Source organism: methane-oxidizing endosymbiont of Gigantopelta aegis, assembly GCF_016097405.1.
In the GTDB taxonomy this organism is placed as follows: Bacteria; Pseudomonadota; Gammaproteobacteria; order Methylococcales; family Methylomonadaceae; genus Methylomarinum.
In genome coordinates this window covers 850,365-871,774 of record NZ_JAEHGD010000001.1, presented here as the reverse complement: position 1 = coordinate 871,774, position 21,410 = coordinate 850,365, and the positions used below count along the sequence as shown (strand labels likewise).

24 protein-coding genes and 3 pseudogenes are annotated in these 21,410 nt (G+C 41.6%); 26 read left to right on the top strand and 1 reads right to left on the bottom strand.

What is annotated here, in order from left to right; genetic code table 11:
• The first annotated feature begins 10 nt into the window (after positions 1–10).
• From glnE to JEU20_RS04250, 25 genes and pseudogenes are all read left to right on the top strand, one after another.
• Positions 11–2,869: a bifunctional [glutamate--ammonia ligase]-adenylyl-L-tyrosine phosphorylase/[glutamate--ammonia-ligase] adenylyltransferase gene (gene glnE / locus JEU20_RS04340; RefSeq protein ID WP_198243813.1), complete on the top strand. Its 2,859-nt coding sequence runs from the start codon at positions 11–13 to the stop codon at positions 2,867–2,869.
• Between the two features lie 29 nt (positions 2,870–2,898).
• Entirely contained in the window at positions 2,899–3,819 is a 921-nt protein-coding gene (locus tag JEU20_RS04335) for a branched-chain amino acid transaminase (RefSeq protein WP_198245864.1), read from the top strand.
• Positions 3,820–3,832: 13 nt separating this feature from the next.
• Complete coding sequence (gene waaC, locus JEU20_RS04330) at positions 3,833–4,819, top strand: lipopolysaccharide heptosyltransferase I (RefSeq protein ID WP_198243812.1); 987 nt, start codon at positions 3,833–3,835, stop codon at positions 4,817–4,819.
• Positions 4,812–5,906, top strand: coding sequence for a glycosyltransferase family 9 protein (locus JEU20_RS04325; RefSeq protein WP_198243811.1), 1,095 nt, complete (start codon positions 4,812–4,814; stop codon positions 5,904–5,906). The genes waaC and JEU20_RS04325 overlap by 8 nt, the downstream gene beginning before the upstream one ends.
• A gap of 205 nt (positions 5,907–6,111) precedes the next feature.
• Complete coding sequence (locus JEU20_RS15050) at positions 6,112–6,528, top strand: helix-turn-helix domain-containing protein (protein WP_245395104.1); 417 nt, start codon at positions 6,112–6,114, stop codon at positions 6,526–6,528.
• On the top strand, positions 6,525–7,136 hold the full coding sequence (locus JEU20_RS15045) for an IS630 family transposase (RefSeq protein WP_342590502.1): 612 nt from the start codon (positions 6,525–6,527) through the stop codon (positions 7,134–7,136). Before JEU20_RS15050 ends, JEU20_RS15045 begins: the two co-directional genes overlap by 4 nt.
• A 67-nt stretch (positions 7,137–7,203) precedes the next feature.
• Positions 7,204–7,773, top strand: coding sequence for an FkbM family methyltransferase (locus JEU20_RS04315; protein ID WP_342590501.1), 570 nt, complete (start codon positions 7,204–7,206; stop codon positions 7,771–7,773).
• A gap of 181 nt (positions 7,774–7,954) precedes the next feature.
• Complete coding sequence (locus JEU20_RS14755) at positions 7,955–8,314, top strand: hypothetical protein (RefSeq protein ID WP_214657284.1); 360 nt, start codon at positions 7,955–7,957, stop codon at positions 8,312–8,314.
• 243 nt (positions 8,315–8,557) lie between these two features.
• The gene (locus JEU20_RS15035; RefSeq protein WP_245395103.1) at positions 8,558–9,064 is read left to right on the top strand and encodes an MBOAT family O-acyltransferase; all 507 of its coding nucleotides are present in this window, start codon (positions 8,558–8,560) and stop codon (positions 9,062–9,064) included.
• A 41-nt stretch (positions 9,065–9,105) separates the two neighbouring features.
• Positions 9,106–9,857 (top strand): annotated as a pseudogene (locus JEU20_RS04305) (IS1 family transposase).
• A gap of 326 nt (positions 9,858–10,183) precedes the next feature.
• Positions 10,184–11,131, top strand: coding sequence for an IS5 family transposase (locus JEU20_RS04300; protein ID WP_198242941.1), 948 nt, complete (start codon positions 10,184–10,186; stop codon positions 11,129–11,131).
• Positions 11,128–12,198 carry an alginate O-acetyltransferase AlgX-related protein gene (locus JEU20_RS04295; RefSeq protein ID WP_198243809.1) on the top strand — a complete coding sequence of 357 codons (1,071 nt, stop codon included), beginning with the start codon at positions 11,128–11,130 and terminating at the stop codon, positions 12,196–12,198. The genes JEU20_RS04300 and JEU20_RS04295 overlap by 4 nt, the downstream gene beginning before the upstream one ends.
• A gap of 31 nt (positions 12,199–12,229) precedes the next feature.
• Positions 12,230–12,655, top strand: a complete 426-nt coding sequence (locus JEU20_RS15030) for a glycosyltransferase family 17 protein (RefSeq protein WP_245395102.1) — start codon at positions 12,230–12,232, stop codon at positions 12,653–12,655.
• A gap of 196 nt (positions 12,656–12,851) precedes the next feature.
• Positions 12,852–13,115 (top strand): hypothetical protein, encoded by a 264-nt coding sequence (locus JEU20_RS15025; protein ID WP_245395101.1) that lies wholly within the window; start codon positions 12,852–12,854, stop codon positions 13,113–13,115.
• Entirely contained in the window at positions 13,112–13,642 is a 531-nt protein-coding gene (locus JEU20_RS04285; protein WP_198243808.1) for an O-methyltransferase, read from the top strand. The genes JEU20_RS15025 and JEU20_RS04285 overlap by 4 nt, the downstream gene beginning before the upstream one ends.
• On the top strand, positions 13,581–13,862 hold the full coding sequence (locus JEU20_RS04280; RefSeq protein WP_198243807.1) for a hypothetical protein: 282 nt from the start codon (positions 13,581–13,583) through the stop codon (positions 13,860–13,862). The genes JEU20_RS04285 and JEU20_RS04280 overlap by 62 nt, the downstream gene beginning before the upstream one ends.
• 829 nt (positions 13,863–14,691) lie before the next feature.
• Positions 14,692–15,180, top strand: a complete 489-nt coding sequence (locus JEU20_RS04275) for an O-antigen ligase family protein (protein WP_342590500.1) — start codon at positions 14,692–14,694, stop codon at positions 15,178–15,180.
• A 12-nt stretch (positions 15,181–15,192) separates the two neighbouring features.
• Positions 15,193–15,423: a glycosyltransferase family 2 protein gene (locus tag JEU20_RS15020; protein ID WP_245395100.1), complete on the top strand. Its 231-nt coding sequence runs from the start codon at positions 15,193–15,195 to the stop codon at positions 15,421–15,423.
• 26 nt (positions 15,424–15,449) lie between these two features.
• On the top strand, positions 15,450–16,016 hold the full coding sequence (locus JEU20_RS04270; RefSeq protein ID WP_245395099.1) for a glycosyltransferase family 2 protein: 567 nt from the start codon (positions 15,450–15,452) through the stop codon (positions 16,014–16,016).
• A 30-nt stretch (positions 16,017–16,046) separates the two neighbouring features.
• Positions 16,047–16,493 (top strand): glycosyltransferase family 2 protein, encoded by a 447-nt coding sequence (locus JEU20_RS15590; RefSeq protein ID WP_342590455.1) that lies wholly within the window; start codon positions 16,047–16,049, stop codon positions 16,491–16,493.
• A 300-nt stretch (positions 16,494–16,793) separates the two neighbouring features.
• Positions 16,794–17,159, top strand: coding sequence for a glycosyltransferase (locus JEU20_RS15015; RefSeq protein ID WP_245395098.1), 366 nt, complete (start codon positions 16,794–16,796; stop codon positions 17,157–17,159).
• A gap of 153 nt (positions 17,160–17,312) precedes the next feature.
• Positions 17,313–17,636 (top strand): annotated as a pseudogene (locus JEU20_RS15010) (galactosyltransferase-related protein); the annotation flags it as partial.
• A complete protein-coding gene (locus tag JEU20_RS15585; RefSeq protein WP_342590454.1) occupies positions 17,620–17,973 on the top strand; it encodes a glycosyltransferase family 9 protein in 354 nt (117 codons plus the stop codon). The pseudogene JEU20_RS15010 and the gene JEU20_RS15585, both read left to right, overlap by 17 nt.
• A complete protein-coding gene (locus tag JEU20_RS15580; protein WP_342590453.1) occupies positions 17,940–18,458 on the top strand; it encodes a glycosyltransferase family 9 protein in 519 nt (172 codons plus the stop codon). The genes JEU20_RS15585 and JEU20_RS15580 overlap by 34 nt, the downstream gene beginning before the upstream one ends.
• Positions 18,459–18,712: 254 nt before the next feature.
• Positions 18,713–19,461: pseudogene (locus JEU20_RS04250) on the top strand (IS5 family transposase).
• Here JEU20_RS04250 and JEU20_RS04245 read toward each other — a convergent pair.
• On the bottom strand, positions 19,454–20,218 hold the full coding sequence (locus tag JEU20_RS04245) for a DUF2066 domain-containing protein (protein ID WP_198243805.1): 765 nt from the start codon (positions 20,216–20,218) through the stop codon (positions 19,454–19,456). The pseudogene JEU20_RS04250 and the gene JEU20_RS04245 overlap by 8 nt on opposite strands.
• Before the next feature lie 115 nt (positions 20,219–20,333).
• Between JEU20_RS04245 and purM the strand changes: the two genes are divergently transcribed.
• The gene (gene purM / locus JEU20_RS04240) at positions 20,334–21,374 is read left to right on the top strand and encodes a phosphoribosylformylglycinamidine cyclo-ligase (RefSeq protein ID WP_198243804.1); all 1,041 of its coding nucleotides are present in this window, start codon (positions 20,334–20,336) and stop codon (positions 21,372–21,374) included.
• Positions 21,375–21,410 lie beyond the last annotated feature (36 nt).

The following is a 21,410-nucleotide window of genomic DNA, read 5'->3' as shown; positions in this document are numbered from 1 at the left end:
CAGGGTGGGCATGGTGCTGGATAAACTCAGAATTGAGCAATTACCGCCGCTCGGGCGTGAAAAAATATCCGAGGCATTTGTCGAGTGGCAGGTGTCCTTACAGCAACAGAATCTGCTTTTACCGCAACGACCCCAATTTTGGGATTCAGCTGCCCGAGTTTTTTATAGCAGTGAGTTTATTCGCCTGTATAGTTTGAAAAAGCCGCTGGTGTTAGTCGATCTGGTCGAAAGCGGCGATTTGTTTTCAGATGATCGACGGAGCCAGTATTTTTCGGCCTTGGCGATCGATGCTGAGATTGACGAAAACGATTTAATGAGACGACTGCGGGCGTTTCGTAATCGTGAAATGATTCGCATCGCCTGGCGTGATCTGGCCGGTTGGTCGGATTTGGATGAAACGCTGAAAGATTTAACCGCATTGGCCGAAACCTGTATTCAGAAAACGCTGGATGTGCTGTATCGACAAGCTTGTGCTAAACGAGGGACGCCGACACTAGATGATGGTCGCGCGATTAACCTGGTGGTATTGGGTATGGGGAAACTTGGCGCTTGGGAACTCAATTATTCATCGGATATTGATCTTATCTTCGCCTTCGAGGAAGAAGGGGTACTGAATGACCGCAAAGAAACCACGTATGGCGAATTTTTTACTCGGTTGGCACGGTCTTTGGTCAAAATGTTGGATGAAGTGACGGCGGATGGTTTTGTCTTTAGAACCGATACCCGGCTCAGGCCATTTGGTGACAGCGGGCCTTTGGTGATGAGTTTTGCGGGCATGGAAAACTACTATGTGACGCAGGCGCGCGAATGGGAACGCTATGCCATGATCAAAGCCCGGCAGGTTGCGGGTGATGCGGTCAGCGGCGAGAAGTTGTTTGAAATGATTCGGCCGTTTGTGTACCGGTGCTATCTGGACTATGGCGCGTTTGAAGAGCTGCGTGCATTGAAGACACAAATCAACCGGGAATTGCGTCGCAAAGATCGGATGGATAATGTCAAACTGGGCCCAGGTGGAATTCGTGAAATCGAGTTTATCGGTCAGGCATTTCAGTTGATTCGGGGAGGGCAAGAGCCGAAGTTACAGCAGCGCGAAATTCAAAAAATTTTGCCGCTATTGTCCGAGCTGGATATGATGGCGACATCTGAAACAGACACGCTGCTGTCTGCTTACAGATTCTTGCGTCGGGTGGAAAATCATATTCAGGAATATCAAGATAGGCAAACACATGATTTGCCAAAAAGGGCTGAACAACAAACCATTTTAGCCTTCTCATTGGGTTTTGAGGATTGGGAAGACTTTAAGCAGCAGTTAGATGTGGTGCGTAACGATGTACAGGCGATTTTTGATCAGGTCTTTTCCTTTACACAAAATAACGAAGCGGCCGAAGACGCTGACACCGTTTGGTCGTTGCCTGATGGGGATGAACGGGCCATTGAGAAACTGGCTCAGATAGGTTTTTCGGATGCTGTAGGCGTACTGAAAAAAATACAGGATTTTAGGCGCAGTGTGGCTATCAACCGGCTATCGGCTAAAGCCAAAGCAGTGCTGGATAAGTTGATGCCAGGGGTGATTGAGTTGGCGGCGAAGGTGGAGAATAATTCAATCACTTTGCAACGTGTGCTGCATTTATTCGAACAGATTGCCGGGCGTAGTGTCTATTTTGCCCTTTTGCAGGAAAATCCGGAGGCTTTGCGGCAGTTAATTAAACTGGTTGCGGCGAGTAGCTGGATTACTGAGTTTTTAGCTCAATACCCTGCATTATTAGATGAGCTACTTGATCCGCGGGCCTTGTACGAGCCTTTGAATAAACCCGCGTTGCGAAAAATGCTAGCGCTACAATTGCAACACATAGCGACCGATGATGAAGAGCAGTTTATGACCTGCTTACGCCATTTTAAACATCAAAATAGTCTGCGAGTAGCGGCGGCGGATATCAGTGGCGTGATTCCTTTGATGGTGGTTAGTGATTATTTAACCTGGATTGCCGAGGTTGTTTTAGAGGCAGTCGTTGACAAGGCGTGGCAAATATTGCAACAAAAGCACGGATTACCGGTAGGGGCAAAAACAGGTGATGGTTTTGCTGTGATCGGTATGGGGAAGTTGGGTGGGTTTGAATTAGGCTATGCTTCAGATTTGGATTTGGTGTTTGTTTACGACTGTAGTGATGGCATGGCACTGACCTGTGGTAAGAAATCGGTAACAGCCACTCAGTTTTATATGCGGCTAGGGCAAAAAGTTCGCCATATTTTTGATACACGCATGTTGTCGGGTGTCTTGTATGAAACCGATTTGCGCTTGCGGCCGAGTGGCGACTCGGGGTTATTAGTCACTAAAATTGAGAGTTATCGGCACTACCTTGAAAATGATGCCTGGACTTGGGAGCACCAGGCCTTGGTGCGGGGACGTTTTATCTGTGGTGATGCCGTTTTGCAGCAGCAGTTTGAGCGTATTCGGGCGGATATTTTGTCGCAACCGCGGGACATAGAGCGACTTAAAACCGATGTGCGAGAAATGCGAGAAAAAATGCGCGCCAATCTTGCGCCTAAGGAAACAGATGTTTTTCATTTAAAACATAGCAAAGGCGGTATTGCCGATATTGAGTTTATAGTACAATTTGCTGTCTTGGCATTTGCGGCAGAAAATCCTGCATTATTGGAATGGACTGATAACATCCGCCTACTCGAAGCCTTAGCTGAACAGGGTTTTTTGAGCGCTAAGGAAGCACAAATGCTGAAAACAGCGTATTGCCGTTTTCGGGATGAGGGACATCGCTTGGTCTTGCAAGGTCAGAAACCGATCGTTCCTGCGGCGCGTTTCGGTGAACAAGCGACACAGGTTGCCGCACTGTGGGACAAAATTTTTTCATGACGAGCTGTTAAAAAGATAAGATTATGACAATGACGATGGATGACAGAGATGGCCTGATCTGGCTGGATGGAGAATGGGTTGAATGGCGCGAAGCCAAAGTCCATGTGTTGACGCATACTTTGCATTATGGCGCAGGTGTGTTTGAAGGCTTGAGAGCCTATCATGCGGAAAAAGGCACCGCGATTTTCAAACTGGCCGAACATACCGATCGCTTGTATCGCTCCGCGCACATTTTAAATATGGCGATTCCTTTCTCTAAAGATGAAATCAACCAGGCCCATTGTGAGGCTGTCGCCAAGAATAATCTGGACAGTGCCTATATCCGCAGTATGTGTTTCTATGGCTCGGAAGGCATGGGCTTGCGTGCCGATAACCTGAAAGTCCACGTCATGATTGCCGCCTGGGAATGGGGTGCTTATCTGGGTGCGGAAAATATGGAAAAAGGTATTCGTATCCGCACTTCCTCATATACCCGCAACCATGTCAACAGTACCATGTGTAAGGCCAAGGCCAATGGCAATTACATCAACTCCATTCTTGCTTTACAAGAAGCCATATCCTGCGGTTATGACGAAGCCTTGTTGCTGGATCATGAAGGCTTTGTCGCCGAAGGCAGTGGCGAAAATCTGTTTATTGTCCGTAATGGCGTTTTGTACACACCTGAAACCACCTCCGCGTTGGAAGGCATTACCCGTGATACGCTGATAACCATTGCCCGTGAACAAGGGTATGATGTGATCGAAAAACGTATTTCCCGTGATGAAGTTTATGTGGCTGATGAGGCCTTTTTTACCGGCTCCGCGGCAGAAGTCACGCCGATTCGAGAGTATGATGACCGTATGATCGGTTCTGGCAGCCGTGGCCCGATTACCGAAAAACTACAAGCGCTTTATTTTGATTATGTACATGGCCGCCGGGAAGATCATCAGAATTGGTTGAGCTACGTCTGATTGGCGGCAGTTAATGAAAATCGCCGTTGTTAAACTGTCCGCGCTGGGAGATATTGTCCATGCCATGGTGGCCTTGCAATTTATTAAAAAAAACTATCCAACGGCGCAAATAGACTGGATTGTTGAGCAACGCTTCAAAGCTGTTTTAGAGCACAATCCCGACATAAACCATATTCATGCGGTTCAGATTCAGGCGCTTAAACGACAAAAATCCTGGGCTGGTTTGTTGGATGAGATCAAAAAACTACGTCAACTAGGACCTTATGACTTAGTCGTTGATGCCCAGGGTCTGATCAAATCGGCTATCGTTGCCAAACTACTACAGAGTAAAAAGATTGCCGGTTTCGATCGCCATTCCATTCGTGAATCAGCCGCTTCATGGTTTTATCAACATAAGGTTAATATTCCCTATCATGACAACACGATTGATCGGAATGTAGCGGTGTGTTGTCAACCATTGGATATTTCTGTCAGTCATCAAGAAATTGTCGAAAAACAGCCTTTCTTGTTTTATCAAAGCCGTTTTCAGGTTCCTGAAGCGCCTTATTTGGTGTTTATTATTGGCTCTACCTGGGAGAGTCGCTGCTATCCTAAAGAAAAATTTGTTCAAGTGGCCAATGGTTTAAAACAAACCTGCTGGGTCGCTTGGGGTAATGCGCAGGAGCGGGAAAAGGCCGAATGGATGGCTAAACAGTCAAACTATATCAAGGTACTGCCGAAGCTGAGTTTGGATGATTTAAAAAAAGTGATTGATCATTGTGATTTGCTGATCGGCAATGATACCGGACCGACCCATATGGCCTGGGGCTTGAATCGTCCGTCGATCACCTTGTTCGGCCCAACGCCAGTCAACCGGATTTATCAAACCCGCATCAACAAGGCCATCAAATCTGCTTCAAAAGTGGATCATTATGCGCTGGATAAAAATGATTTTTCCATTAACACAATTGATCCGGCTCAGGTTATTGAAACCGCACTATCCTTGATGGCATATGAATAAACACTGCCCACTCAGGCAAGCGCCTAAACGTATATTGCTTATCAGTCTTCGACATATTGGCGATTTACTTCTGACGACGGGGTTAATTCGTTCACTTCACCGGGCTTATCCACAGGCGGAAATCGATGTGATGGTTTATTCCCGGACAGCCGCAGTTTTGGTCGGCAATCCCGATATAAATCAAGTGATAACGGTACCACTTAAACCGAGTATTAGAGAATATTGGGATATTGTGAAACGTATTTTTCGGCGTTATCAGTTGGCGATTGCGACTCAAGCTGGCGACAGGCCCTTGCTTTACTCCTTGTTTGCCGCGAGTCAGCGCATTGGTCTGGTACCTGACAGACAGAGTAAAGGTTGGTGGAAGCGTTATTTTTTTCAGGGCTGGAGTGAATATGATGGAGAAAAAAGTCATGCGGTCATTCAGTTTCTGCGCTTAATGGATGTGCTGGAACAGCCGCGCTGTTACCAATTGGTACCACCACAGGTTAAGCCACTGACATCTGAGCTGCCATTTGAACATTATGCCGTTTTACATTTGTATCCATTATGGAATTACAAACGCTGGCATTTGCAAGGCTGGTTGGAGGTGGCGAATTATTTGCTCAAACAAGGTGTCAATCTAGTGCTGACTGGCGGCCCGGGACAAGATGAAATAAATTACGTGAACCGTTTTCATCAGCAATTGCCTGAAGGCGTAGTTAATTTGGCCGGAAAAACCAGCCTTAATCAATTGACTGGATTGATTACTCAAGCCAAATTGTTTATTGGCCCCGATACCGGTGTCACACATCTTGCCAGCATAACCGGGACACCTACCATTGCTGTCTTTGGGCCAACCAATCCAGTAAAATGGGCGCCTTGGCCTTTTTCCTATGCGCGTGATGAAAATCCATTTGTCAAAACCGGCAGTCAGCATGTGAATAATGTACATTTAATACAAGGGCCTGGAGATTGCGTTCCCTGTCAATTGGAAGGGTGTGAACATCATCGGGAGAGTTATAGCCGTTGTCTTGACCAATTGCCGGCGACGCAAGTAATTCAGACAGTAGAGAAAATATTGGCGAATGGAGCAAAGCCGTGCTGAAAAAAATAATACGAAATATCAAATTATTCCGAAAAGCCTTTTTAACAGATTTCATCAGAATTCATTATTCTCAATTCGGGGAAGATATTGTGTTGCGGGAGTTGCTTAAAAAGGAGATTAAAGACGGTTTTTATGTATACTCTTCGCAAATGAGAATTTAGCATAAAAAGATGACGTAATGGAGTGAAATATATAAAATAAGGCCATGTCGAATTACACCCTTCCAGAGACTGAATTAGCCGATTTGCGCGAAGCCATGGTGAGCTTCGAGAAAAAACGTGATGCAGACCGAGTTAAAGCCATCATTCTTTTAGGTTCAGGCTGGTCAGCAACAAACGTTGCCGAAGCACTTCTCATTGACCGCAATACAATCCGTACCTACTATCGAAAATATAAGAAAGGTGGTCTTGCTAAACTCCTACAAACTCAGCATGTTGGAAGTGCCAGTTTCTTATCGGTTTCAGAAGCGACCGAGTTGGATGAATATCTGCAGAAAAATCTTCACTTAACCGCTAAATCGGTTGCAGCTTACATTAAAGAGCGTTGGCAGGTTCGCTATAGTGAACGCGGTGTGACAGCCTTGCTGCATCGCTTGGGTTATGTCTATAAAAGCCCAAGCTGATACCCGGCAAAGCTAATGCAAAAGCCCAACTGGAGTTCCTTGAGAAATATCAACAACTAAAGGAAGACAAGCAGCCCGAAGACTTGATATTGTTCATGGATGGTGTTCATCCACAACATAATCCTGTAATGGCTTGTGGTTGGATTAAGCGTGGTGTGGAATTCACGATTCAGAGTAATACCGGGCGTCAACGTCTCAATGTCAACGGTGCAGTCAATATCGATTCTCTGGATACTGTCTGCCGCTTCTATGACACCATCAATGGCGAGGCAACGATTGATCTTTGTAAGGCGATTGAAGAACGTTACCCGAAGGCTGGGACTATTTACATCATTTGCGATAATGCACGCTACTACCGATCAAAGGCTGTCAGACAATTTCTTGAAATGTCGCGAATTGAATTAGTGTTTTTACCGCCGTATGCGCCGAATCTTAATTTGATTGAACGGTACTGGCGATATTTCAAGAAAGAAATCTTATATGACCAGTATTATGAAACATTCAAAGAATTCAAAATAGCCTGCGAGACATTCTTTTCTGAGCCAGAAAAGCATGTCGACAATTTGCGCTCACTTTTAACTGAGAATTTTCAAATTATCGGTGCATGATGGTTTGCTCTATTTTCATGTGCGGAGAGTATAGATGTAGGTTGCTACCACCCAAAAAAGTTTTCCAATACCTATATGCTCTATAAAAGGCTGGAGCGGCATCAATATTGATATGGAAGAAGATAAAATCCGCCTGTTCGATATGGTCAGAAGGCGTGACTATAACGTACTTTGCCCGGTTTCAAATAAAAGGGAAACAGTCACTTTGTACCGGGATGGAAAATACGGGCTAGGTTCTACCTTAGATAAAGACTTGGCCGGTCATATCACGGCTGCGCAATGTGAAACGGTGGAAACAAAAACCTTGACTGAGATTATCGATGACAGTCCTTTTCGAGACAGGCAGATTGATGTCTTGTCAATCGATGTCGAAGGCATGGATTATAAAGTTATTAGTGCGCTGGATTTTGAAAGATATAAGCCTAAAGTGATTATTATCGAAGATCATCATAGAAATATTGAGGATATTTTGAAAACAGATGTTTATGCGTTATTGATAAATAACGCTTATGTGTTGCGAAGTTGGACATTTTATTCTTTAATTTTTGTATTGCCTGGTTCGGGTATATTGAAAGATCGGGAAAAAAGGCGCTGGAATAAAATGATGTTATGTATAATTAATAATGAGTTTTTATAATGTAGTATGATTGTTTATGGGTGCTTAGTCTTAGTCCTTTATAGTATTATTTAATGGGTCATTTTACTTTATAAATCTTTTATTGTGGTATTTAGTTCTCCTATATTCTTATTTGGTTTTTTGCCGATAGCGTTATTGTTATATTATGTAGCGCCAGCGACATTAAAAAAATATTGTCCTATTGGCTATAAGCTTATTATTTTATGCTTGGGGAGAAGCTGGCTATGTCAGTGTAATGCTGGTTTCTATAGGATTGAACTATGTTTCTGGGCTTTTAATTTTTAAATATCAAGAAAACAAAATTCTTTCTTTGTTATATTTATTGTTGGGCCTGGTATTAAATATAGCCATTCTTGTTTATTTTAAGTATTATGATTTTATACTAGACAATATAGAATTGTTTTTCTCTGATGTTAAAATAAGTCATAATCAACAGGAAACCATACATCTTCCATTAGGGATATCTTTTTTACCTTTCAGGCTATTTCGTATATTGTTGATGTTTACCGAAAAGAGGTACCAGCTCAACGGAATATATTAAATCTTGGTCTTTATATTTCACTTTTTCCTCAACTCATTGCTGGCCCTATTGTCCGCTACCATGATATAGCGGCACAGATTAAAAGTCGATTCCACTCTGTCGATGTATTTTCCAGTGGCGTAACACGTTTTATATATGGCTTATCAAAAAAGATGCTTATTGCTAATCCATTAGGTAGTGTTGCTGATAGTGTATTTTCATTAACGAATGATGAATTAACTTTCTCTATCGCCTGGATCAGGAGTGTTTGCTTATGCTCTGCAAATTTATTTTGATTTTTCAGGCTATTCTGATATGGCAATTGGTTTAGGTAGGATGTTCGGCTTCCGTTTCCAAGAGAATTTTAACTACCCTTATATTTCAAGATCGTTAAGAGAGTTTTGGAAAAGGTGGCATATATCCTTATCGACATGGTTTCATGGCTTTTTTATCGCTTGTGAACATGCAGGATTTAATAAAATTCTGGAAAGATTATGGGCACCAATACAGCACTGCTATCTTATTAGCATTATTTTATTTTCATGGGTATTATTTAGATCTGAAGATATAGATTATGCGGTAAATTATATGAAGGTTATGTCAGATATAGATAGTATGAGTTTAACAGGGTTTCAAATCGAACGACTTATAAATAATGAGGCAATTATTGTTTTTGTGGTTGGGTGTATTTTGTCTACCCCACTATATAGACTGATTCATCGGCAGTTATTTGAATTTCAGGGTAGTGGGTTAAATCTGTATTTATGCTAGGAACAGTAGAATAAGAAAGTGATTTATTGCATAATTCCCTCATGAAATATTATCAAGCAATCGCCTGCCCAAACTGTACTAATACTCAACTGATGAAATCAGGCAGAAGCGATGGTGGTGTACAGCGATATCGTTGCCAGACTTCAGACTGCCCAACCAACACTTTCATGTTGGAATATTGTTACAAAGCCTGTGAATTTGGAATCCAAGAAAAATTGTCGAAATGGCTATCAATAGTAGTGGCACTCGAGACACAGCACGGGTTCTTAAAATCAATAAAAACACAGTGACCCGCACTTTAAAAATAAAGAAAACAGTCTTGTTCAGGTGAACCCTCTTTTCAGACCTTTGATCAAGGGAGGCCATTGGAGGTCAGGTTAGAGCAGGTCTGCTGTGAAGAGGCCGAAGTGGATGAGCAGTGGTCTTTTGTAGGCAATAAAAGCAATCAACGCTGGCTATGGCACGCTGTTGATCATAAAACCAACACGGTACTCGCTTATGTTTTTGGCAAGCGTAAGGACATTTCAAAGAATTAAAAGCGTTACTTAGCCCTTTAAATATTGGCCGTTATTACACCGATGACTGGGGGCTTATGAGCGTCATCTTGATGCTGAGACACATGAAATAGGGAAGAGAAATACCCAAAAATTGAACGAAAAAACCTGAATTTTAGAACATGGATCAAATGATTGACCCGTCGAACAATCTGTTTCTCTAAGCTAGAAAAATGCATGATATTGTGATTGGTTTGTTAATAAATAAGGTAGAATTTGGCAGAAACATCCATGCATAAACACAGATTTAACCCACTACCAATTTCAGAAGCAAAATAATGGCGTTGTTCTGAGTAGTATTTTTCAGATTGTTATCCCCGTAGTGTTAATGCTGTTGAGTATAATTAAAGTTGCCTCATCGACCTATAATCCATTTATCTATTTTAGATTTTAAATGAGCCATTTTCTGAATATATATAGAGTAAAAAATATTATAAATATAGTTTTATTTATTTCTATAATCTATATACCTTTTTTAGCAGGACTAATAGAAGAAGATAAAACTACCTCGGCAATTGAAAGAGGCTTTGTTGCATAAATCATAAGGATCCCCATAGTATAGGGTATGGACAAGAAAAAGAAACAACGCTACAAACTAAAGAATTGGTCGAATTACAATCAAGCCTTGATCAATCGAGGTTCATTAACGCTATGGTTCGAAGAATCCATGATCAAGCAATGGCATCAGCCTGAAAAGACAGGCTATAGAGGAAGCCCGATGACGTATTCTGATACTGCTATTCAATGCGCATTGACCCTGAGAGAACTCTTTAAGCTGCCGTTGAGAGCGACACAGGGATGTTTGTTGTCGTTAGTCCAGTTATTAAAGCTGTCTATCCAGATTCCTCATTACAGTACATTAAGTCGCCGCCAGCAAACTCTGGAGGTTCGGCTGCCTCGTTCAAGCAGTCGAACGCCAAGACACTTAGTCGTCGATTCGACCGGCTTAAAAGTCTACGGTGAAGGCGAGTGGAAAGTTCGCAAACATGGTGCCAGCAAGCGCAGAACCTGGCGTAAACTCCATATCATGGTTGATGCACAAACGCAGGAAGTCGTGGCAGTTGAGATGACGGCTAATTTTGTTGGTGATTCCGAAGTCTTGCCGGATTTATTAGAGCAGCTGGATGAACACGACCAAGTTGCCAGTGTGGCGGCGGATGGCGCTTATGATACGATCCAGTGTCATCAGGCGATTCGTAACAAAGGCGCCGATGCATTGATACCGCCGCGGGAAGGGGCGGTGGAATGGCCGAGTGATGAAGATGGGAGAACTCATCCAAGAACAGCGATTGTTCAACGTTGCGCTGAAATCGGGAGAAAGGCATGGAAACAAGAAAGTGGTTATCATCAACGCAGCCTGGCTGAAACGGCTATGTTTCGCATCAAAACGCTCTTTAGTGGCCAATTAAAAAACCGGACCTTTGCGGCTCAGATGGTTGAGGCGTATCTCCGCGTCGGCGCAATGAATAAAATGACAGGCCTGGGTATGCCTGAAAGTTATTCTGTTTCATGAATAAAGACTGGAATTTAAGAAAAGAGTACGCTGTGGATTATTTATGCAACAAAGCCATTGAAAGAAGGAATTTAGCGCCATTTCCTTCGTTTTCAAGTGATATTTCCAGTTTTGCTCAGGAATTTAATGAATATTATTCTGATCATTTTGGCTTTAGAGAACTTCTAACTAAGCTCTATTTTAAGATAGAGAATAAAATAAATAAGAGTGCTTCTTTTGATGATGTTACAATAGGAAAAGATGGCTGGATGTTTTTAGGCGGGGTAAAACCTGGGTATATCGAATATGGCGACCCCATAGGCGATGCAATACATGTCAATTTATACTCTGACAAAGAGCTCGAAGTATTCGCTAAAAATATTGCGCAATTAAATCGTTGGCTAAAGAATAAAGGCATAGATTATTTCTTTATAGTAGCGCCTAATAAACATACGATATACTTTGATAAAATGCCTGATTATATTGTAAGGCAGAATCCATATTCTGCGATGGATCAGTTGCTGGCTTATCTGTATAAATATACAGATGTTAATGTGATAGATCTTCGCCCAGCATTAAATGGCTTAAAAAATAAATATCAATTATATTATAAAACAGATACGCATTGGAATTATATGGGGGCCAATGTAGCACAATTTGAAATTATGAAACGGATTGAAAAGGAATTTCCTGGTTTGTTAGAGCCTTATTTATTATCCGACCATGAGTTTAAAAATTTAAATTTTTCAGAAGGTGATTTAGCTAGATTTGCAGGTCTTGAAATAGAAGAAGATAATCCTTATCCGGTTTTTAAGAATAGCTGTAAACAACATAATGAAGAAACTGACAAGGAAGCGGCTATTGTCTATACAACGATTTGTGAAAATCAACAATTACGCTTGATTGTTTTCCGAGATTCGTTCTTCAAAGCATTACAGCCGTATTTTTCCAGAAAATTTAACAGTGTGACCTATATTCCCGGGAAGATAAGTTACCAGAAACTGACTAAATATATAGATCAATACCAACCTGATATTGTTATCGAAGAGGTGATTGAAAGAGAATTGCCTTATATTGCCTCACCTTAATTTCAGATTAGTTAGAAAAAGAGGAAAAAATGTGAACAAGAAGGTTTATGACTGTTTTTGTTATTTTAACGAGGACATGTTATTACAGTTACGTCTGGAAACGCTTTGGGATTATGTGGATTATTTTGTTATATCAGAAGCGAGCTATAGTCATACAGGGATAGACAGGGACGTTAACTTCGACAGAAAAAGATTTTCAAAATATATGAGTAAAATCAGATATGTCAGGTTGGATGAAAGGCCAAAAGGTGAAAATGATTTCTGGAAAAATGAAAATTTTATACGGAATAATATAATAAATGGCCTCTTTGATGCAGAGCCCGAGGATCTTATCTTAATTTCAGATTTAGATGAAATACCCAACCCGGAAAATATTTTTTTATATGATCCTGACAAATATTTAAGAGGTGATTTTTGTCAACGGTATTATAGTTATTTTTTAATAACTATTGGCTAGAGATGTGGATAAAAAGGTAGATTGATTCCAAATAGCAATATATGGTTGGGCTCAAAAATAACGACTTACCATAACCTTATGAATTTTTCCAGGGTAATGCTACTAGTGTAAGGTCTTATAAGTCAACCGGTCTTCTTAGAGCCATCAAAAGATCATGGTTTAGAAGAAGATATACGCAGACTATTTTGGATGGTGGGTGGCATTTTACCTGGATATTTTCTATAGGCGATATTATAAAAAACTTGAGAATACAGCCCATCAAGAATTTAACAAGTCAGAATATAAAGATTTTAATTATATTAGAAGTATGATTTATAGCGGTAAAGATTTTATTAAACCAAATGCACGGTATAGCCCTCAAGCTATAGATGACATCTTTCCTAAATATCTACTCGATAATATTCATATTTATGATAAATTTATTTTGCCGGTTGAGGCAGAGGAGAGCCCTCTATTATGAGAAAATTACTGAATATTATTTTAAAAAATATTGGTGTAGAGTTACATAAATATGTACCTGTTAACTCTCCAATAGGTCATTCCATAGACACTTTAGCTTATTCACCTGATGATGTATTGCCAAGTGATTTTATTATAGATTTGTCGATAAAATCGATTAATAATGCTTGGGCTAATGAAATAACATTTGATTTTCAGACTCATCTGGAAGATTCAGTTTTTTTTAATATTTATCCTGGAGAACATTACAGGTTGTTAACTGCATTAATGAATGAGCTATCTCCAGGTATAGCTATTGAAATTGGCACATATACAGGGATGGGGTCGTTGTCTATGGTTCATGGGCTTCCAAGTAGCTCAAAAGTTATTACTTTTGATGTTGTAGCCTGGAATGAATTTCCATCTTATTTAAATGATGACTTATTCTCCTCAGGAAAGTTAACTCAGCACTTAGTTGATTTGTCTGATGAAAGAAATTTTATGGAATTTAAAGATTTACTGGATTCTGCAAGTTTTATTTTTTTGTGACGGGCCTAAGGATGGTCATTTTGAATATCAGTTTATTTCTTATCTGACTAAGCTAAAACCGAAGAAGGGACGGGTTTTGATGTTGGATGATATTCGGTTTAAGAATATGATTGATTTATGGTTTTCAATTGACTCACCAAAGTTAGATATGTCTTCATTTGGACACTGGAGTGGTACTGGCTTAGTCGATATGAGTGATGGACTTAAACTTAAAAAATGATATCAAATGTTTAATGAATATTTTTCGAGTTTAAATGTTATAGGGAGACGTCAGAATTTTGCTTTTGACGTATTTCTAGTTGTTGTTATTTTCTCTGGTATTGCAGGTCTTTTGTCTATCAGAGGAATGACGAATAAATGTTTCTTTTGCTTCTAATAGTTTCATTATTTTTCCTAAAAAATAGCATTACTTATTTAAGGGACGCTAAAATAGTTAAAAATTGATACCGGTATTAATAACACTTTCGCTTCCAACTATGGCAGTTTTGGTAAATCATGCGTATATTGGAAACTGGGCGTATAAATATTTTGATGGACCGACGCGAATGCTTTATTCTATATTTATAATGTTATTTTTTATATATAAAAATGTAAATTATAAAAAATAATTGCTTTTTCTTCTCCGGTAGCAATATTTTTGATTTGTATTGTGTTATTTTATGGTGCGGATATTATTGAGCGAGAAGGGGAAGGTTTGCAACTTATTTTGTAAGACCTAATTCTTTTGGTACCTATTCAGCTGTTTTGGCTGGTTTCTGTTTATTTAATATTAGGCTTGGATTACAAACATCTAGGTTCTATATTGCTTACCAATTAACGGGTTTCTTAGTTGGTTTGATTCTAGTTGTAGGGTCTCAGACTCGGGCTTCTTGGATAGCGCTTGGCATTTCTATTCTGGTATGGATATTCTTTAACTATAAACAGATGACAAAAGTTTTTATTAAAAACTCTATTTTTGTCTTTTCTCTGTTTTTATTATTTGTTTTGTTTTTGTTTCCAAATATTATTGATCGCTTTTCCAGTGGTTTTTAGAGGTAAAAAATTGGTTTATTGGGTCTAATATAGATACCTCAACTAGTGTCAGGTTTTCAATGTGGAAAATAGCATGGCAACTGTTCTTACATAATCCTATATTTGGCTATGGTGATCAAGGTTATACCGTTTTCCTGGATAAGCCCTGGTTTAGTTCAACAGCTTCAGGTTTTGCTAAGAAAACTATGGCTTGTTGTGGTCCTCATAATGAATTATTGGCGAATATGTTGCGCTCTGGTATATTAGGCGGACTGTCTGTATTATGTTTGTTTTTTATACCACTAGTATTGTTTTTTAGAAATGCATTTGATAGCAATACACGTATTTCTGAAGCTTCACGCCTGGGTATTTCATATATTATCACTGTGATGATCTGTAGTATCAGCATAGAAGTATTCAATTTGAAATATACTTCAACATTTTATGGACTCACCATTGCCGGCCTTTTTGCCCAGATTTTTAGTGAAAAGATAAAGGCGTCAGAAACAGGTAAAATTAATTATTAACATTATTGTGCTATGAGTAAATTAGATTATGTAGTGACTTTTGCCTGTTATAACCAGGTTGAATATACGCGGCAATGTATTGAAAGTATGGTTAGGCAGGGCGATGATTTGAGTCGTTTGGTGGTTGTTGATAATGGCTCCACGGATGATACCCGGAATTATCTTCAATCATTATCATTAGGTGGGCTTATTTTAAATTCTGCCAATCTTGGGTGTGGTGTTGCCTGGAATCAGGGGCGTTAGCCTTGCAATCGGAATGGACTATTATTATGAACAATGACGTTCTGGTTTCGTCTGGCTGGATTGAGAATTTGATTGGGACGGCAGAGAAAAATAATTTAAAGGTGATTTCACCGGCGCTTATTGAAGGTGAACTTGATTATGATTTTTCAGCATTTGCTCAAAACGCCTCGTCATTGATGAATAATAGTCTTCGTCAAGGTGGGCGTCATGCTGTGTGTCTTGCGGTACATCAATCGGTCTGGATGGAGGTCGGATATTTTCAGCCTGTTCCCAAATTGTTGGGATATGAAGATACACTGTTTTTCCATGAACTTGATAAAGCCGGTATTGCTACCGGTATGACCGGTGCATCCTGGCTACATCATTTCGGCTCCATTACTCAAACGGCTATGAAAAAGGAACGGGGCTTATCTGAAAAAGATGGTTTAGGATACCGATATAATTATCGCTTGTTACAGCAAAGTTGGCTACAAAGAAAACTAAACAAGATGCGGCGCAAGCGATTACATAAAGATTGGCGGGAGGCTGAACTCGCCCAATTCGGTATGACCATGCACGGGTTGCGTGTTGATAATGATTTTCGCTGGCAATAAACAGCCAGTCCGTGTTTTGCTGTTTTTATAATGAAATTCAGACTTAGCATTATCATCATCACCAAAAACGAGGCGGAGCATATCACACGCTGTCTTGAATCGGTCAGTTGGGCGGATGAGATTATTGTGCTGGATTCAGGGAGTACGGATAACACCGTTTCGCTTTGTCGGCAATATACGCCGCTTGTGTACGAAACCGACTGGCTAGGTTTTGGTGTGCAGAAACAACGTGCCCTGGATAAGGCGACGGGAGACTGGGTGTTATCTATTGATGCCGATGAGCAGGTGACGGACAGTTTAAAAAAGAAATACAACAAGCGATGCTTAGGGATGATGTGCAAGGCTATGAAATACCACGTCTTTCCAGTTATTGTGGCCGGCAAATCAGGCATGGCGGCTGGTGGCCGGATTATGTGTTGCGATTGTTTCAGCGACAGGCTGGACGTTTTTCACCAGATTTGGTGCATGAGCGGGTAATTGTGGACGGAAATATAGAAAGGTTGCAGCAGCCCTTATTGCACGAGGCTTTTGTCAATCCCGAGGAAGTGTTGGATAAAATTAATAGTTATTCATCCTTGGGTGCCCAAAAATGTTTGAACAAGGCAAATCGACTCATTTATCGACCGCTATTTTGAAAGGGTTTTGGGCTTTTTAGAACCTATTTTGTTAAAGCTGCTTTTTAGATGGTGCCCAAGGGTTGATGTTGGCAATTTCCAATGCGGAAGGAACCTATTATAAGTATTTGAAACTATGGGATTTACAGCGTAAACAACAAGGATGAAACTGATTTCTGTTATCGTCACTACCTATAATTGGCCCGAGGCTCTGCGGGCTTGTCTTGAGAGTTTGTTTGCTCAGGATGATAGGCATTTTGAGATCATCATTGCTGATGACGGCTCAACCCAAGATACACATGATTTAGTTCAGACACTCAAATCGCAATCACCTGTACCACTTAAACATGCTTATCAGGCCGATAAGGGGTTTAGAGCGGGGACGATTCGTAATAAGGCGGTGGCTTTAAGTGCCGGTGATTATCTTGTTTTTTTGGATGGCGATTGTATTGTTTTTCCTGATTTTATTCAAAAACATCGGGAACTGGCTGAGAGCGGTTTTTTGTACCGGGGAATCGTGTTTTATTAAGCCAAAATTTTACACAAACGGTTCTACAGCAACACACTTCTTTACATCAGAAAACGGTCTTCTTTTTTTTATGGGTTGTTGGTTGACAGGCAAAATCAATCGCTTATTACCTCTGCTGTCGATTCCATTTGACTTTTTCGTTATTGGCACCCTAAGCGTTGGCAGAAGGCGATGACCTGTAATCTGGCGCTGTCCAGGCAGGATTTTATGGCCGTCAATGGCTTTGATGAAGCGTTTGAAGGTTGGGGCTATGAGGATTCCGATTTGGTGATTCGGCTGATTCATAATGGGATTAAGCGTAAGGAAGGGCGCTTTGCCGTACCCGTTTTACACTTATGGCATTCACACAATAGTCGTGACAAGCAATCTGAAAACTACGCGCGTTTAATGCAGCGATTAGCGGATGAAAATTTGATTCAAGCCAGCCAGGGTATGAGTCAATATTTAAGCAAGAGTCATCGTGAAAATACTGATTGAGCTCCCAACATGGCTTGGCGATTGCGTGATGGCGACGCCAGCTATTGAGAATCTTCTGGCCCGTTATCCACAGGCAGAATGGGTTGCCATCGGCTCCCCTGTTTCTGTGGCTGTTTTTACCGAGCATCCACGGTTGATTCAATCAATTGTCCTGGATAAATCTTACCCGGCGCTGTTTAAAACGGCCAGGCAGCTAGGTCGGTTTGAACTGTTTGTTTCCTTTCGTTCATCCTTGCGTTCGCGTGTGTTTAAAGGGTTAGTACAGGCGGATCGTAAATATCAATTTGACAAAAGGCCTGTCAAATGGGCCATCAGGTTGAGAAATACAACCAATTAATCAGTGTCTGTACAGGTCGTACAGTTGTCCCTGGACGGCTTAAAATTTACCGGAAAGCGGTTAAAAATAAACCGCAACGCCCCTTGTTAGGTATCAACCCTGGCGCCAGTTATGGTTCTGCCAAAAGATGGTATCCTGAAGAATTCGCTAAAGTGGCAGCAGCGTTAGCCTGTCAATACGATATTATTATTTTCGGAGGGCCGAATGAGATAGATATTGCTGCCGATATTGAAGAAGGATTAAAAAAGTCTGGTGTTGAAAATTATCAAAACCTGGCAGGAAAAACGTCAGTGGATGAACTGATTGATGCGATCACAGGGTTGGATTTGATGATTACCGGTGACAGTGGACCAATGCATCTGGCCGCCGCGTTCCAGGTGCCGACGGTGACTGTTTTTGGTCCGACTCAGGATAAAGAAACGGCGCAATGGCAAAATGCAAAAAGTATCATTATTAAAAAGATTTACCCTGCCAACCCTGCATGAAACGGGTTTGTCCATTGCAGCATCACGATTGTATGCGCTTGATTAAGGCGGAAGATGTGTTGCGAGCAGTTAAGCAGCTGTAGCCCATCAAACATGAAAAAACCACTTCATTGCAATAAATGCTTCGCGCCAGTTTGCTTAACCCCATAATAATTCGATAAAACACTAGGGGCTGTTGCCGTTTTGAAAATCCCCTTGAAATTCAATAACTCCGCCACATAGATTGTTTATTTTGACTCAAAAACAAGCAAACTATGCCCCGACAAATGCTTACGGATGAACTTTGGGAGAAACTGAAGATAATTATGTTGAAAATGGGAATTTATGACAAACCTTGTCTTCGAAAAACAGTCGAAGGTATTTTTTTATCGCTTGCGAGTAGGTTGTCCCTGGAGAGATTTACCCACGGCTTTTGGTAATTGGAATGCGGTATATAAACGATTCAATGACTGGTCTCGTAAAGAAAAACTGATGGGTATTTTTAACGCCTTGGTTGTTGATCCAGACCTGGAATGGGAATTTATTGATGGGAGTATTGTGAAAGCACATCAGCATAGTAGTGGTGCGGCCTGTGAACAAGAAACAGCGATAGGGAAATCTGTCGCCGGGAACACCAGTAAAATTCATATGGCCGTTGATGCCTGTGGTCTTCCTATTCATTTCTCAGTGACAGGCGGCGAAGTTCATGACTGTAAAGAAGCACCGAAATTAGTTGCAGAGCTCCCAAAAGGTGACTATATAGTTGCTGACAGAGGCTATGACAGTGAAGCATTACGTCTTCAAATTAAAGACAAAGGGGCTGTTCCTGTTATCCCAAGAAAAAAATTCAACTCGGGGAAATGATGAAATGGATTGGTGTCTCTACAAATATCGCCATCTCGTTGAAAATGTGTTTGCAAGACTTAAGCATTTCAGAGCGATCGCCACGCGATATGACAAACTCAAACGAAATTTTGAAGGCTCTATCGCTCTGGCTTGCGCCTTTTTATGGTTACCTATGTGAAATGGCAACAGCCCCTATAGACTTGTTGTAGTCCTGCAAGGGCAGTGTCTTCAAGTGTCTGACAGTTATCCTGTCCCCACTGGTGAATTTTTTGATTGAAGTAGAGCGCCCATTCGCCTTGCCAGCATTGGCCGGATTGGTGTAAACGGCCGGTTAATATCGAAACCACATCATAGCGACTGGAAACATCCAGTAATAATTTTGGATCGGCGCTGAGGACATCATTAGGCGTGAGGAAGCGTTGTTCTTCCATATCCAGCAAAGGGAAAATTAGTGGCAACCCGGTAAGACGGGCGGCCCGGGCTAGTTCAAACTCCACCTCTGGCATGTTGTCGGCTTGATAAAATCGGCGCTGACCATTTTTCTCGACAATCAGCCAAAGCAAGGTTTCGGGGCGAATTTCATTCCATAGACCGACGCCGCCGTTTTTAAACAAGGTTTGCAGCATGTGTTCATCAAAACGGACGCGGAGCAAGCGGTTTTGTCGGTTTCTAGCGGCGCTGTTAGACCCTAGAGAAAATTGAAATTCACGCACATAAAGTGGTGCTGCCTCCAATGCAGTTTTTATTAGGGGGTGATTATGATCCCGTGCGATTACCACGCGATTTAAAACAATCTGCAAGGCGTGACGGATCGCCTTATTGCGATCGGTCACAGAACGGCTGTCAGCCAGTACTTCAGTTTCATACAAACCTTCAACTTCAACGGCCGATAAGGTTTGACAAAACAGAAACAAGGCAAAAAATATTTTTTTCAAACCCGCCTCCTCTGTGGCTGTCGGTTACAGACGCTAAAACTTACGCGAATAGGATGAAAACTATATAGTACAATATCGGTTATAACCCTTTTAACTTTAGCCTGGATGTTGAACATTGACTACACAACCTCAAGACAGTTTGGATTATAAAAGCGCCGGTGTCGATATTGATGCTGGTAATGCATTGGTTGAACGCATAAAACCTATTGCCGCCCGCACCCGTACGGCTGGCGTGATGGCCGGATTAGGCGGTTTTGGCTCGTTATTTGAATTGCCGCTGGATCGATTTCAGCAGCCGGTTCTGGTTTCCGGTACCGATGGTGTCGGCACCAAATTAAAATTGGCGATCGATGCGGGTATTCATGACACGGTGGGCATCGACCTGGTTGCGATGTGTGTCAATGACATTATTGTGCAAGCGGCAGAACCCTTGTTTTTTCTAGATTATTTTGCGACTGGCAAGCTGGATGTGGATACCGCAGCGGCCGTAGTGGAAGGCATTGGCAAGGGTTGTGAGCTGGCAGGTTGTGCGTTGGTTGGCGGGGAAACCGCCGAAATGCCGGGTATGTATGCCGACGGTGACTATGATTTGGCGGGGTTTTCAGTCGGTATTGTTGAAAAAGCAAACATCATCGATGGCAGTCGCGTTCAAGCCGGGGATAAACTCATAGGCATTGCCTCATCAGGGCCGCATTCAAATGGCTATTCCTTGATTCGTAAAATTTTGGACACACGTGGGATTTCGTTAAACGATGATTTTCAAGGCAAAAAGCTGGCAGAGGTTTTGCTGACGCCGACTCGGATTTATGTCAAATCATTACTGAAACTATTGGAATCGGTTCCAGTGCATGCCTTTTCGCATATTACGGGCGGCGGCATCACAGAAAATCTACCTCGCGTATTACCGGGCACATTGGCAGCTGAAATTGACTTATCCAGTTGGACGATGCCGGATATCTTCGGCTGGTTGCAGCAGACAGGACATGTTGCCCAAGCTGATATGTTGATGACCTTCAATTGCGGTATCGGTATGATCGTTTGTGTGGCTAAAGACGATGAAGCACAAACCTTGGATATTTTACGCCAACAAGGGGAAACCGTTTATTCAATCGGACAGATTGTTTCGGCGCAAAAGGCCGCAGTCATTTACACATAAAGCCAACTTACTTCAGAGCTCTTAAACCGGCCGGCC

Bases quoted from the DNA above. Each gene is read 5' to 3' on its own strand.
- JEU20_RS04300 (WP_198242941.1), top strand. From the start codon at position 10,184: ATGGACAAGAAAAAGAAACAACGCTACAAACTAAAGAATTGGTCGAAT.
- JEU20_RS15015 (WP_245395098.1), top strand. From the start codon at position 16,794: ATGAAACTGATTTCTGTTATCGTCACTACCTATAATTGGCCCGAGGCT.
- JEU20_RS15580 (WP_342590453.1), top strand. From the start codon at position 17,940: ATGGGCCATCAGGTTGAGAAATACAACCAATTAATCAGTGTCTGTACA.
- JEU20_RS15590 (WP_342590455.1), top strand. From the start codon at position 16,047: ATGAAATTCAGACTTAGCATTATCATCATCACCAAAAACGAGGCGGAG.
- JEU20_RS15050 (WP_245395104.1), top strand. From the start codon at position 6,112: ATGTCGAATTACACCCTTCCAGAGACTGAATTAGCCGATTTGCGCGAA.
- glnE (WP_198243813.1), top strand. From the start codon at position 11: ATGGTGCTGGATAAACTCAGAATTGAGCAATTACCGCCGCTCGGGCGT.
- JEU20_RS04335 (WP_198245864.1), top strand. From the start codon at position 2,899: ATGACGATGGATGACAGAGATGGCCTGATCTGGCTGGATGGAGAATGG.
- JEU20_RS04270 (WP_245395099.1), top strand. From the start codon at position 15,450: ATGAACAATGACGTTCTGGTTTCGTCTGGCTGGATTGAGAATTTGATT.
- JEU20_RS04285 (WP_198243808.1), top strand. From the start codon at position 13,112: ATGAGAAAATTACTGAATATTATTTTAAAAAATATTGGTGTAGAGTTA.
- waaC (WP_198243812.1), top strand. From the start codon at position 3,833: ATGAAAATCGCCGTTGTTAAACTGTCCGCGCTGGGAGATATTGTCCAT.
- JEU20_RS04325 (WP_198243811.1), top strand. From the start codon at position 4,812: ATGAATAAACACTGCCCACTCAGGCAAGCGCCTAAACGTATATTGCTT.
- JEU20_RS04295 (WP_198243809.1), top strand. From the start codon at position 11,128: ATGAATAAAGACTGGAATTTAAGAAAAGAGTACGCTGTGGATTATTTA.
- JEU20_RS15020 (WP_245395100.1), top strand. From the start codon at position 15,193: ATGAGTAAATTAGATTATGTAGTGACTTTTGCCTGTTATAACCAGGTT.
- JEU20_RS04280 (WP_198243807.1), top strand. From the start codon at position 13,581: ATGAAAGAAATTTTATGGAATTTAAAGATTTACTGGATTCTGCAAGTT.